Source organism: Clostridium sp. D33t1_170424_F3, assembly GCF_015667585.1.
In the GTDB taxonomy this organism is placed as follows: domain Bacteria; phylum Bacillota; class Clostridia; order Oscillospirales; family Acutalibacteraceae; genus Anaeromassilibacillus.
Genome location: NZ_JADPEG010000001.1, coordinates 245,263 through 257,834 on the forward strand (window position 1 = coordinate 245,263; position 12,572 = coordinate 257,834).

The window sequence follows — 12,572 nt, forward strand, 5'->3', positions numbered from 1 at the left end:
TTACAGGGCCATGCCGGAACAGCATGGCCCGCTTTTTGTTTTCTATAAGAACAGATGCTTGATTACATCCGCGATCTTTTGAAACAGAGTCTTTTCCACCACCGGGCAATCGACGCCTTCTCCAGCGATCAAATCCGTCTGTATGAGTGTCGTTCCGTTCAGCCGGTAGGTAACGCGCCCCACCGTCTGGCCTGCCGCCACAGGCGCGTAGAGAAAGCGCGGCAGCTCCACAACGCGCTCCACCTGCGCCGCCTTGCCGCGCGGCACCACGACGGGATCCCCCGCCTCGCCCATGACGGAGAGCGTGGGTACTGTTCCTCCCACGACCGGCACGGATACGCGGTACGAGCTGTCGTCCACCGTCATCTGCTCCAGCTGTGAGAACCCGTAATTCAGCATCGCCTGGTGATCGTTCCAGTCGTCCGACGCATTGAGTGTCACAGCGATCAGCCGCACACCGTCCCGCTCCGCTGCGGAAACCAGACAGCGTCCGGACTTTTTGGTAAAGCCCGTTTTGACCCCCGTGCAATCCTCGTACATACTCAGCAATTTATTGTGGTTGGTATACCGCCGGGTCTGGTCGGGGTGTATGTAATCGATATTCATCGCTTTTTGCCCCACAATGTTGGCAAAATCCGGATTTTTCATCGCCGCCATGGCAAGCTTTGCCATATCATGCGCCGTGGAATAATGCTGCTCGTCGTCCAATCCGGACGGCGTGACAAAATGTGTATGTTCCATGCCCAGCTCCTGCGCACGCTGGTTCATTAACACGGCGAAATCCTCCGCGGAACCCGCTACCGCGATCGCCGCCGAATTGGCCGCATCGTTTCCAGAGACAATCAGCATGCCCGCCGCCAAGCTCTTCAACGTCAGTTTATCGCCGGGCATCAGCCCCATGGAGGAACCCTCCACGCGCACCATCTGGTCGGTAATCGTAACGACCTTGTCGTCGGTAGAAGCTTTCTCCAATGCGATCAGCGCCGTCATGATCTTGGTCGTGCTGGCCATGGAATGCTGTTCTTCCTCGTTTTTGCCAAAGAGGATCTGGCCGTTGTCCGCGTTGATCAGCACCGCCGCATGCGCGGAGACCTGCGGTTCTCCCGCAGCGGCCTCCCCTTCGGCATACGCCTGGATAAAGCCGGGAAACGCGAGCATCCAGAAACATGTAACGCCCGCCAGTAACAAAGAAATTGTTTTTTTACACAAAGCAACCACCTGCCCATAAAGGTATATGCAGGCGGCTGCTTTATTTAGTCATCAAATTTACGGTTCTTCTTTTTTCTCATCCACGGCAATTTTTTCCGCCGCTTCCTTTTTGGCCTTTTTATCCTCGCTCTTTTTGCTGACAAATCCATTGATCTTGTCTACAACCTCCGGCACCATGCCGATGATCCGGTCTGCGGAGCTGTTGTACGGGTCAATCTGCAGCAAACGCACATTGCCATTGGAAATGGTCAGGAACGCGATGGGGTTGATGGTGATTCCGGCGCCGGTACCGCCGCCGAAAAACTCCTTGTCGCTCTGGACCTTGGAGGGAAAGTCTGATCCGCCAGAGGCAAAGCCATAGGAAATCTTGGAAATCGGGATGATCACGGTTCCGTCGGGGGAAGTGATCGGGTCTCCGACAATGGAATTGACGTCCACCATCTGTTTGATTTTTTCCAGGGTGGTATTCATCATGCCTTCAATGGGATGGTCGCTCATAGTCAGCACCGCCTTTTACAATATTGATATTCAATCAGCTTTATTTTGCCGGGACATTCTGTTGAACCGCCGCTTTTTCCTTTGCATCATGCATCCGTATGCGAACCAGTCGAACCAGCGCATGCAGCCCGGATATTCCGAGAAACAGCGGCTTGATCTTTATCTTGCAGGAAAAAACCACGCTGCTCTCCTTCCGGTCAAAATCCGGAACAATATGGACGTGATACCGTTTGCATTTGCAGTTGTGCAAGAACACACTCATAGCGGCGGACACGCCGCCGCAGACATAGCCGTATTGTATGGCAGCCTGCGCCGCGTCTTCATCCGCCACCACAATTTCCAGACGGAACCGGGTAAACACCAGATGGGACGCGACTTTTCTTGCCGTGCTTGCGGCGATGCCCGCCATTTCCTTCAGCATATGCAGAAAACCGGAAAGGCCCTTCTGCTCTAGTATCTCCTGAAGCTTCGTCTTTTTATGCTCTGCCGGCTGTTTTTCTTCCTTTGGCGCCGCCTGCTTTTCTTTTTCCGGTTTGGAAGACGGCGCGCGGTACGTAAAAAACAGGTAGCGGATTTTCAGCGACAGTTCGTTTTGATATTCTATCGTGACAGACATCGGACAAAGCAACAACAGTAAAAGGATGCCAAAAATGCCCAGGACGATCCATAAAGCGGTCATTCTGCCTCCTCCTGCTCCGCCTCTTCCCGCTGTTTATGCGGCAGGGGCGGCAGCTCGCCCAAGGATGAAATATCCAGACAGCGCAAAAAATCGGACGTCGTCCCGTACAACAGCGGCCGGCCGGGAAGCTCTAACCGCCCGCGCTCTTCTACCAGCCCCTTGGACATCAGGCTTCCCAATACGCCGGAGCAGTCCACGCCGCGGATTTGCTCGATAAACGCCTTGGTCACCGGCTGATTGTAGGCGACAATCGCAAGCACCTCCATGCCGGCCTGCGACAGCGGCGTATTCCGCCGCAGATCCAGCGCCTGCCGCACTTCGTCCGCATAAACAGGGTTGCTGCACATCTGATAGGCGTCGTCCAGTTTGACAATCCGCACGCCGCCGTCCTCTTTGTTAAAGTCGTCCATGACGTTCTGCATGAGCTTGGAGGCGGTCGCCTTATCCAGAGAGAGCACCTGCGCCACGCGGTCTTCTGAAACGGGATCGCCGCTGGCAAACAGGATCGCTTCTATGGCTCCTCGGATCTTTTTGATTTCCAATGTCTTTCACCGCCGTCCAACAAATTTACCACCGCCGTATCTCCTTCGCCCTCGACGCGGATCCGTTTTCCCTTGACCAGTTCCAGCACCGCCAAAAACGTCGCGACACGGTCGGACTTGTCCGTCTTTTCCGCAAACAGGCTGCTGTATTCCAGTGAATGTGTTTTCCACAGCCGCCGCAGCACATAGACGATCTGGGACGTCACGGAGACAATCCGGTGCGTGACAATACCGGAAAACACCTGCGGAGACGGCGGAACAAACCGTTTCCCTCTGCCCGCCGCGGCCAGGTATGCCTCCAGAATCTCCTTTGGCCTGTGATGCCGCTTGTAGCTTTTGTCCGGCTCAATCTCCATGGGCTTACGGATCATGACATTATAACTGAATCGCTCCGCAAGCATCGCGGCAACCTGCTTGCATTCCTGATATTCCAGCAGCTGCCCGGTCAACTCGCGTTTGAGCGCTTCTATTTCCTCATGCTTCGGCAGCAGGGAAACCGATTTCATATAGACCAGGCGCGCCGCCATCTCCAGAAACTCGCTGGCGATGTCCATGTCGGCTTCCTGCATCGCGTTAATCTGCTCCATATATTGGTCCAGAAGCTCCGCGATTTGAATTTCACAGATATTCAGCTTATTCTTGGTAATCAGATGCAGCAGCAGGTCGAGCGGGCCTTCAAAGGTTTCCAGCTTATAGGATAGCTTTTCCATTATTTTGCAACTTATAACAGGCCAAGCAACTGGAACGGCAGCTGCGCCAGCCACATCACGCCGTTAAAGCACGCGTTTTGCAAAAAACCGATCGGGCCGTCCAGGATACCGGTAAACAGCACCACAAACATCACCATGACAATGATGTTCTGATAACGGTAATAGGCTGCCAGCGCCCGGTCGGTCAGGAACGCGCCGACAATCCGGGAACCGTCGAGCGGCGGGACGGGAATCAGATTAAAAACCGCCAGACCCACATTGATGATGATATAATACTGGAAAAACACCAGCAAAAATGTCGGCAGGGAAAAATTTGTCGCGACCATCAGCCCCACATAGAGCAGCGCGCCGACCAGGGAGGCCAGCAGGTTGGAAACCGGGCCTGCAATTGCAGTGATTGCCATCCCCCGCTTCGGATTTTTAAAATTGTTGGGATTGACCGGCACAGGCTTTGCCCAGCCAAAGCCGAATAAGAGCAAAAACAGAGACCCCATCGGGTCCACGCTGGCCAGAGGATTCATCGTCAGCCTCCCGCTGTATTTGGCCGTACTGTCCCCCAATTTATAAGCCACCCACCCATGGGCAAACTCGTGCAGAGGCAAGATACAGAAGATGATGAACAAGACCGCCACAATCTGCATCAGGATGCTCATAAAGTCAACGGAACCGCCGCTGAACAGCGAGCGGATGACACTAAACAGCATAAAAACACTCTCCTTTTTTATCGTATCATTATAATCGATTTGGCTGGAAAAAACAAGGCATTCCCGCCGCAGCACACAGCAATTGTGGAAATGTTTGCCGGTTTCACAAATATTCTTGCGAAAAAGCTTGCAATTGCAAAATGAATCTGATAGAATACTACTGTTGCAATACGATTAAGCCCTTTTAAAGGAGGTGCAGACACATGGCAAAATGTGATGTTTGTGGCAAGGATATTGCTTTCGGTATAAAGGTTTCTCACTCTCACAGACGTGCGAACAGAACCTGGAAGCCCAACATCCGGCGCGTCAAAGCGGTTGTAAACGGCAGTCCCAAGCGTATTTACGCCTGCACCCGTTGCTTGCGTTCCGGCAAGGTTACCCGTGCCGTCTAATGCAAAAAACCATAAAGTGTGAAGGAGCCTTTGGAGGCTCCTTTTTGCTTGCCTGATTTTCATACATAAAAAAGCAGCCAGAGGATTCGGAGCACAGACCGTGCCGTCTTCTGGCTGCTTTTTATGTAATTCAGTGCTTTTTCACGCTGAGCTTCTTCTCCGTGCCGTTGCGGAGGCGTTCGATGTTGCCACGGTGCTGCCACACCAGCAAACCGCCCAGCAGCGCAGCCGCAATGACGCTGAGGATACAGTAGGTGGCGGATACGCTTCCCTTCCATACGCAGTCAACCAGATAGTTGAACAGAAACGTACTGACTGGAAAGGCGATTCCCGCGCTGATTGAACCTGCTGAAACCATTCTGGTGAACAATACCATTAAAATAAAAACGATTATGACAAACAGGAAGGTACGCCAGTCGATCAGCAGGATAATGGACCAGCTGGTCAAAACGCCTTTTCCTCCCTTGAACCCGAAGAACGCCGGGAAATCGTGCCCCAAAACGCAGAGCGCGCCTGCAAGATACGCGCCGTATTGGACAAATTCCCACGCCGGGACACCGGCCAGCGGATAGGCTGCCGCAAAATACTGAAAAATCAGCTTGCCGATAAAGACCGCCAGCACCCCTTTGGCAAAGTCAAAAATGAACGTGCATACCGCCGCCTTCGCGCCGACGGAACGCAGCACATTGGTAGTGCCCGCGTTGCCGCTGCCCATCTTCCGGATGTCCTCATGGCTGAACAGCTTTGTGAAAATGATAGAAAAGCTGATGCTGCCCAGCAGATATGCAATGACGATTGTGAGCACAGCGGGTAAAACAGCCCCCAGCAAAATCTCCATTGTGATACCTCCTCAAATATTCTATTTGTCAACTGACGCCGCACCGCCGGATTTCATCCCGCCGCGCGGCAGCCAACCGATCACCGTTACTTCCCTTCGCGCTCCCGGATAATAAAGCGCACGGGCGTTCCTTCCAGGCCAAAGGTTTCCCGAATCCGGTTTTCCAGATACCGCTGATAGGAAAAATGGAACAGCTCCGCCGAATTGACAAAGCATACAAAGGTGGGCGGCTTCACGGAAGCCTGCGTCATGTAGTAGATTTTGAGGCGCTTACCCTTATCGGTAGGCGGCTGAACGCGCGCCGTCGCCTGCGCCAGCACATCGTTGAGCATGCCGGTCGCAATGCGCATCGCGTTGGAATTTGCCACATGCTTAATCAGCTCAAACAGGCGGTCAACCCTCTGCCCCGTCTGCGCGGAAATAAAGATAAACGGCGCATAGGACATAAACGAAAAATCATTTTCCAGCTGCCTGCGGTAGGCCGACATGGTATTGCCGTCTTTTTCAATCGCATCCCACTTGTTGACCGCGATGATGCAGCCCTTACCCGCCTCGTGGGCGAGGCCCGCGACCTTGGAATCCTGATCGGTGAAGCCAACCGTCGCGTCAATCATGATGACGCAGACATCCGCACGTTCAATTGCCATCTGCGCACGGATAATACTGTATTTCTCAATGCTGTCGTCCACCTTGCTGCGGCGTCTCAAGCCCGCGGTGTCAATCAGGATAAACCGCCCGTACTCATTCTCAATCGCAGTATCGATTGCGTCGCGCGTCGTGCCCGCGATATCGGACACGATGCAGCGGTTCTCACCGGAAATGCGGTTGATCAAAGAGCTTTTACCAACATTCGGCTTGCCAATGATCGCCACCTTGATGAGCTCGCCGTCCTCCTCCTCGTCCGTTTCCGGCGGCAGGAATTCTACCACGCGGTCAAGCAGGTCGCCCGTTCCGTGGCCGTGCACCGAGGAAACCTGCACCGGATCGCCCAGGCCCAGATTGTAAAACTCGTAGAACTCCGCGGGCGGATTTCCGACCGTATCGCACTTGTTGACGCACAGAATCACAGGCCGTCCGCTTTTCTGCAGCATGGCGGCGATGTCCGCATCCGTCGCCACAACGCCGGAACGGAGATCTGTCACCAATACAATGACGTCCGCCGCATCGATCGCCAACTGCGCCTGCGTGCGCATCTGCGACAAAATTACATCGTTGGCGCTCGGTTCGATACCGCCGGTATCGACAACGGAGAACTTCCGCCCTTCCCACTCACACTCGCCGTAAATTCGGTCCCGGGTCACGCCGGGGGTATCGTCCACGATGGAAAGGCGCTGACCAATCAGCTTATTAAACAGTGTCGACTTACCGACGTTCGGGCGGCCGACAATCGCTACTACAGGTTTAGCCATTTGTATCACTCCCTGTTACCGCGTCCAACAGCACATAGCCGTCGTTTGGCACGGTCACAATTTTCACTTGTAAAGCCTCTGACAGCTCCTCCAGAGACAGATCGTCCAAAAAGATATCGCCCTCGCGCCGGAGCATCACGTCCGGCAAAAGCAGCGCATCGCCAAGCGGTTTGCCCTTGAGCTGTTTTAAAAGATCGCCGCCGGTCACCAGACCCGCAACGGTGATAGTATCTCCAAAAAAGTGGTTAACAATAGGTACCACGCTGCATGTTAAATTATTACATTTTCTTCGCAGTTCGTCAAGCAGCGTATCCAGAAAAGGAGCGGCAGCCTCACCGGTTGCAAGCGTAACATGGCGCTGTCCCTGCGGCGGTACAAAATCCTCCAGCGCATCGCAGAATTCCTGCTTCAGGCTGGCGAGAAGACCCACGCCGTTTTCCAATTGGTCAAAATCGCCGTAAAACGCCGCGGGCGGAATCGGCAGCTCCGCTTTTAAATAAAACTCGTCCGCCGCATAGCAGATGCGCTGCCCATATTGTTTCAGGAATCGCTCCCCATACGCCTCGATCTGCCGCACCGTATCACAGGCGCTCTGCGCGTCGTATCCGATCAGCGGGTACAGCCCCTCCCGGTGCTTGGTCAACCCGATTGGCACCACCGCAATACTCTGCACAGATGGCCAAAGGGCGCCCAGGTCCTGAAGCGTACGGTCCAATTCCGGGCCGTCGTTGACGCCTCTGCAGGAGACAATCTGGCAGTTCAGCTTGATACCCGCCTCCGCGAAGTGATATAAAATCCGCAGCCGTTCCCCTGCAAAGCGGTTGCCCATCATTTTGACGCGCAGCTTCGGGTTTGTCGTGTGAACCGAAATATTGATTGGGCTGATGTGCATTTTAATAATGCGCTCCACCTCGCGCTCTTTCAAGTTCGTCAGCGTCACATAGTTGCCGAACAAAAAGGAAAGCCGGGAATCGTCGTCCTTAAAATACAGACTGTCGCGCATCCCTTTGGGAAGCTGGTCAATAAAACAAAAGATGCATTTGTTCGTACAGGAATGCTGCTTATCCATCAGGTACGTTTCAAATTCCAGTCCGATGGATTCGTACTGTCCCTTGCGGATCTGCACCGTGCGTTCTTTCCCCTGCGCATCCTGCAGGACAATGGCGAGCTGCCGGTCCGTCTCATAAAAGCGGTAGTCCAGGACGTCGCATATTTCATTCCCATTGATGGAGACCAGCGTTTCCCCCGGCAGAATGTTTGCGCGCTGCGCTGCGCTGCCGTCATCCACCGATCGAATTGTTACAGACATACTCACCCTCCGTTTGAACAGAGCAAAAAAATAGAGAAGGATTGCTCCTTCTCTATCCTTCGGAAATCAAAATTAGGCTTCCTTCTTGATTACTTCTCTGCCGTTGTAGTAACCGCAGCTGCCGCACACTCTATGAGGGGTCTTATACTCCCCGCACTTCGGGCATTTCATCAGAGCAGGAGCGTGAAGCTTCCATACGTTGGAACGTCTCTTATTCTGTCTTGCACTGGATACTTTTCTCTTTGGTACCGCCATCGTCAGCACCTCCTTACAAAACTATCTAATCTATCAGTTTTTTAAGAACCTCCAGGCGAGGGTCAATCTGATGCGTTTGGCAATCACATGCGCCGTCGTTCAGGTTTTTACCGCATTTGGGACATAACCCCTTGCAGGCTTCCCTGCACAGGTATTTGGTCGGCAATTCCAACAGAATGTCGGAGCGAATCAGCTCGTCCAAATCCAAGCGGTAATCGGGCACCTGAATGTACTCGTCACTGTCTTCATTTTCCAAAGACAGAACCAAAACATACGAAAAGGAATACTGTTCGTGCTTATCGATCTGTGTGATGCAACGGTCACAGGGAATGGAAAAATCAAACTCCGCGGTTGCGGCGAGCTGCACAACACCCGCATGATTCTCCACAGTACCTTTCACCTCGACCGGCGAGACAAACGGATAAACGCCATTTACGTCAATGGACTGTAAATCCAAAGCATGCCGGAAGGGCCGCATTGCGCCCTCTTCCAAAAACACATTCTTTAAATCAAGAAGCATTTCACACCTCGACGCTACATTAGCTTATTATATAGGTTAATATACGCTTTGTCAATACAATTTGTAGGGAAAATTTGCGAATTACGGCAAAATATTCGCACAAAGATGCTGCCGGGGCGCGTCCGCAACCCGGCAGCATCAAGGTTTTGTAAGAACTTAAATCTGTGTGGCGAGTTCGCCGACACCATCCGGCAGATCGCTCTTCTCCGCAGAAACCAGCAGGGTAATATTGGTGTCCGCGCTCTCAGAAAGCTTGCTCATTCTGCCGACAAACGTCTTCAGGTTCTCCATATCCTGGCCGATAATCTTCAATGTGGAATCTACAAAAATATCGGTCACATCGTAGTTGCCGGCGCAGATGCCGCTGATGAAACCCGCCAGAGCGTCCATTCCCTGGATGCTGTAGCTGTCACTGTCCACCAGACGCGCCTGATGAGAGATGTCATACGTCAATTTAAGGCCTTTTTCGATAACGACGACGTTACCGTTGGATGTTTTAACCGCTTCATTTGCGTGTTCGATCAGTTTTTTTGTTTTTCCGGAACCTTTTTTTCCTACGATCAGAGTAACCATTGAAACTCCCCCTGTATGATTTTATTTCCGCCTCAGCGGATAGAACGCTCGCCTTTATTTTTTCAGTCTCGCTTCCAGCGCTTCTTTTTCCGCCTCATAGCCGGGCTTGCCGAGAAGAGCGAACATGTTCTTCTTGTAGCTTTCCACGCCAGGCTGGTCAAACGGGTTCACGCCGAGCAGATAACCGGAAATTGCACATGCTTTTTCAAAGAAATAAATGAGATAGCCCAAGGACTCCTCGGAGAAGTCCGGCGCGTGCAGCACTACGTTGGGCACGCCGCCGTCGGTATGCGCCAGCACAGTTCCCTCAAAGGCTTTTTCATTTATGTACGCCATGCTCTTGCCTTCCAGGAAATTGAGGCCGTCCACGTTTTCCGGATCGTTGCCGATGTAAATTTCCTGTTTGGCTTTATCGAACAGGACAACCGTTTCAAACAGGGAACGGCGGCCCTCCTGAATGTACTGTCCCATGGAATGCAGGTCGGTAGAGAACACGACGGACGCCGGGAAGAGACCTTTATTATTCTTGCCTTCGCTCTCGCCGTAAAGCTGCTTCCACCACTCGCACATCATCGTGTAGCAGGGCTCGTAGCTGACCAGGATTTCAATTTCCTTACCCTTGCGGTACATCATATTGCGAAGCGCCGCATATTCGTAGCACGGATTGGTATACACATCCGGGTTGTTATATTCCTGCTGGGCTTTTGCCGCGCCGGCCATCAACGCATCAATGTCCGCGCCGCAGACCGCGATGGGCAGAAGGCCGACCGCCGTGAGGACGGAATAACGGCCGCCGACATCGTCCGGAACCACAAAGCTCTCATAGCCTTCCTTGGTTGCCAGCTGCTTGAGGGTGCCGCGCGCCTTATCGGTTGTACAATAGATACGCTTTTTGGCTTCTTCTCTGCCATATCTTTTTTCCAGATACTCACGGAAGACGCGGAACGCAATGGCAGGCTCCGTCGTCGTACCGGACTTGGAAATCATATTGATGGACACATCTTTGCCTTCGCACAGCGCGAGCAGTTCGCTCAGAGCGGAAGAACTGATGCTGTTGCCTGTAAAGTAAATTTCAGGCGTGTCCTTTTTCATCGCATTATAATTCGGGGACTTCAGGAATTCAATCGCCGCGCACGCGCCAAGGTAAGAACCGCCGATGCCAATGACAATAAACACCTGCGTATCGGACTTGATCTTCTCCGCCGCCGCCTTAATGCGGGCAAACTCTTCTTTATCATAGTTGGTGGGCAGGTCCACCCAGCCGATAAAATCATTGCCGAGGCCCGTGCCGGAATGAAGCATTTCGTGAGCCAGCTTCACCTGCGGCGCAAGCGCCTTATATTCATTCTCATTGATAAACCCGGATAGATGTTGTGTATCAATCCTAATTGACATATGAAATCCTCCTAAATGTTGCAAATATGGGTCTGTTGTTATTTTACAATAGATTGCCCCTATTTGCAAGGGAAGTCACAACTTTTATAATTAAAATTATTTGGAAGGTTGCGCTCTTGTGCAAATTGTGTATTTCTTTTTGAGAGTAGTCGAAAAAGAACCGCGCGCCTGTCAAAACGGACGCGCGGACCTGATTGGACGTTCTCTCTACATCGATACAAAATTACGGAACAGAAGCTGGAACACCGCTGAGAAAGTGATCTCCGGAACAGAGGTTTTGGCAAGAATGTTGTACTCCTTCAGCGTCTCATCCCCCAAAGTGCAGGTGATTTTTCCCAGCACCTGCCCTTCCTCCACCGGTGCGGTCAGATTTTCTCCCATGGAGACCTGATACTGGATTTCCTTTTCCCTGCCCTTTGGAACCAGCAGGACGCCGTCCGCTGTGACGGTGGCTTCCACCTCGTCCACCATACCGTTCAGTACCGGAACCGGCGCAAGGGCATCCTGCGGCACCTCTGGCGCGGCAACCGCCCAGTTTGCAAAACCGTAATCCAGGAGGGTTGCCGCGGACGCAAAGCGATCTTTTGTATTCGCCGCACCCAAAACAACGGCAATCAGCTGCACACCGTCCCGTTCCGCGGTGGCGCTGATGCAGCTTCCCGCCTTTCCGGTTGTGCCTGTTTTCAGGCCGGTAATCCCCTTGTAGGTTTTAATCAGCTTATTGGTATTAACCAGTTGTGTCTGTCCGCCGCGCACATAATCGATCCAGATCATCGTATAATCAAAAATTTTCTTATGCTTCATCAGCTCACGCGACATGAGGGCAACATCGTTCGCGGAGGTCAGGTGGCCGTCTTCGTCGAGCCCGTTGCAGTTCAGGAACGTGGTGTCCGCCATACCGAGCTGCTGTGCCTTCTCGTTCATCTGCCGCAAAAATTCATCCTCGCTGCCGGCCACAAACTCCGCCAGTGCAACGGCTGCGTCGTTGGCGCTGGCCACCACCGTGGCCTTCAGCATATCGTCCACCGTCATGGTCTCGCCTTCTTTGAGCCAGATGTCCGATCCGCCCATGGAAGAGGCATGTGCGCTGGCGGAAACCGTATCCGTCAGGGAGATTTTCCCGGAGTCCAGCGCCTCCATCACCAGCAGCAGCGTCATGACCTTCGTAATTGACGCGCACGGCCGCTTTTCGTGCGAATTCTTTTCATATAGAACCTTTCCCGTCTGCGCTTCCATCAAAATCGCGGCGGGTGCTTTGACTTCCTCTTCCGACAGCGCAGCCGCCGTTCGCGTAGGCACAGTCAGCCCCACCAGCAAAGCGGCCAGCAGCCCCGCTGTGATCCTTTTGAACTTCATATCCGACACCTCCTAGTTCTGGTTCCAGCCCAGGGCCAACCGCCCGAACGCGGCAGGCGTTTTGGCCCTGCTCTGGCATTCCACTAATTCTTATGCCGGATCGTCCCTCATTATGGCAAATACACAAAACATTCTTGTCTTAATATGCTGTGTCAGTGGCAGCAAAATGAAAAGCAGCTTATC

General features: G+C 53.0%; 15 protein-coding genes. 1 reads left to right on the forward strand and 14 read right to left on the reverse strand.

What is annotated here, in order from left to right; translation table 11 throughout:
- Positions 1-42 precede the first annotated feature (42 nt).
- Genes I4V53_RS01185 through I4V53_RS01210 form a run of 6 tightly spaced genes read right to left on the reverse strand, consistent with a single transcriptional unit; the run spans position 43 to position 4,342 of the window.
- Positions 43-1,218 (reverse strand): D-alanyl-D-alanine carboxypeptidase family protein, encoded by a 1,176-nt coding sequence (locus I4V53_RS01185; protein WP_353616450.1) that lies wholly within the window; start codon positions 1,216-1,218, stop codon positions 43-45.
- A 48-nt stretch (positions 1,219-1,266) separates the two neighbouring features.
- On the reverse strand, positions 1,267-1,707 hold the full coding sequence (ytfJ, locus tag I4V53_RS01190; protein WP_195983586.1) for a GerW family sporulation protein: 441 nt from the start codon (positions 1,705-1,707) through the stop codon (positions 1,267-1,269).
- 40 nt (positions 1,708-1,747) lie between these two features.
- Positions 1,748-2,386 (reverse strand): DUF2953 domain-containing protein, encoded by a 639-nt coding sequence (locus tag I4V53_RS01195; RefSeq protein WP_195983587.1) that lies wholly within the window; start codon positions 2,384-2,386, stop codon positions 1,748-1,750.
- Complete coding sequence (gene scpB, locus I4V53_RS01200; RefSeq protein ID WP_195983588.1) at positions 2,383-2,928, reverse strand: SMC-Scp complex subunit ScpB; 546 nt, start codon at positions 2,926-2,928, stop codon at positions 2,383-2,385. Before scpB ends, I4V53_RS01195 begins: the two co-directional genes overlap by 4 nt.
- Entirely contained in the window at positions 2,898-3,638 is a 741-nt protein-coding gene (locus I4V53_RS01205; protein ID WP_195983589.1) for a segregation and condensation protein A, read from the reverse strand. The genes scpB and I4V53_RS01205 overlap by 31 nt, the downstream gene beginning before the upstream one ends.
- Before the next feature lie 11 nt (positions 3,639-3,649).
- Positions 3,650-4,342 (reverse strand): site-2 protease family protein, encoded by a 693-nt coding sequence (locus I4V53_RS01210; RefSeq protein ID WP_195983590.1) that lies wholly within the window; start codon positions 4,340-4,342, stop codon positions 3,650-3,652.
- A gap of 203 nt (positions 4,343-4,545) precedes the next feature.
- Here I4V53_RS01210 and rpmB point away from each other — a divergent pair, with 203 nt between their 5' ends.
- The gene (rpmB, locus tag I4V53_RS01215) at positions 4,546-4,734 is read left to right on the forward strand and encodes a 50S ribosomal protein L28 (RefSeq protein ID WP_050697876.1); all 189 of its coding nucleotides are present in this window, start codon (positions 4,546-4,548) and stop codon (positions 4,732-4,734) included.
- A 130-nt stretch (positions 4,735-4,864) separates the two neighbouring features.
- Here rpmB and plsY read toward each other — a convergent pair whose 3' ends face one another.
- The 8 genes from plsY to I4V53_RS01255 all read right to left on the reverse strand — a co-directional run bounded on the left by plsY (position 4,865) and on the right by I4V53_RS01255 (position 12,389).
- The gene (gene plsY / locus I4V53_RS01220; protein ID WP_195983591.1) at positions 4,865-5,572 is read right to left on the reverse strand and encodes a glycerol-3-phosphate 1-O-acyltransferase PlsY; all 708 of its coding nucleotides are present in this window, start codon (positions 5,570-5,572) and stop codon (positions 4,865-4,867) included.
- A gap of 86 nt (positions 5,573-5,658) precedes the next feature.
- On the reverse strand, positions 5,659-6,981 hold the full coding sequence (gene der / locus I4V53_RS01225; RefSeq protein ID WP_195983592.1) for a ribosome biogenesis GTPase Der: 1,323 nt from the start codon (positions 6,979-6,981) through the stop codon (positions 5,659-5,661).
- On the reverse strand, positions 6,974-8,290 hold the full coding sequence (locus I4V53_RS01230; RefSeq protein ID WP_195983593.1) for a DUF512 domain-containing protein: 1,317 nt from the start codon (positions 8,288-8,290) through the stop codon (positions 6,974-6,976). Before I4V53_RS01230 ends, der begins: the two co-directional genes overlap by 8 nt.
- A 72-nt stretch (positions 8,291-8,362) precedes the next feature.
- A complete protein-coding gene (rpmF, locus tag I4V53_RS01235; protein WP_050697872.1) occupies positions 8,363-8,545 on the reverse strand; it encodes a 50S ribosomal protein L32 in 183 nt (60 codons plus the stop codon).
- A 25-nt stretch (positions 8,546-8,570) separates the two neighbouring features.
- Complete coding sequence (locus I4V53_RS01240; protein ID WP_195983594.1) at positions 8,571-9,065, reverse strand: YceD family protein; 495 nt, start codon at positions 9,063-9,065, stop codon at positions 8,571-8,573.
- Between the two features lie 156 nt (positions 9,066-9,221).
- Positions 9,222-9,638 carry a hypothetical protein gene (locus I4V53_RS01245; protein WP_195983595.1) on the reverse strand — a complete coding sequence of 139 codons (417 nt, stop codon included), beginning with the start codon at positions 9,636-9,638 and terminating at the stop codon, positions 9,222-9,224.
- 54 nt (positions 9,639-9,692) lie between these two features.
- Positions 9,693-11,033 carry a glucose-6-phosphate isomerase gene (locus tag I4V53_RS01250; protein WP_195983596.1) on the reverse strand — a complete coding sequence of 447 codons (1,341 nt, stop codon included), beginning with the start codon at positions 11,031-11,033 and terminating at the stop codon, positions 9,693-9,695.
- 207 nt (positions 11,034-11,240) lie between these two features.
- Complete coding sequence (locus tag I4V53_RS01255) at positions 11,241-12,389, reverse strand: D-alanyl-D-alanine carboxypeptidase family protein (RefSeq protein WP_195983597.1); 1,149 nt, start codon at positions 12,387-12,389, stop codon at positions 11,241-11,243.
- Positions 12,390-12,572 lie beyond the last annotated feature (183 nt).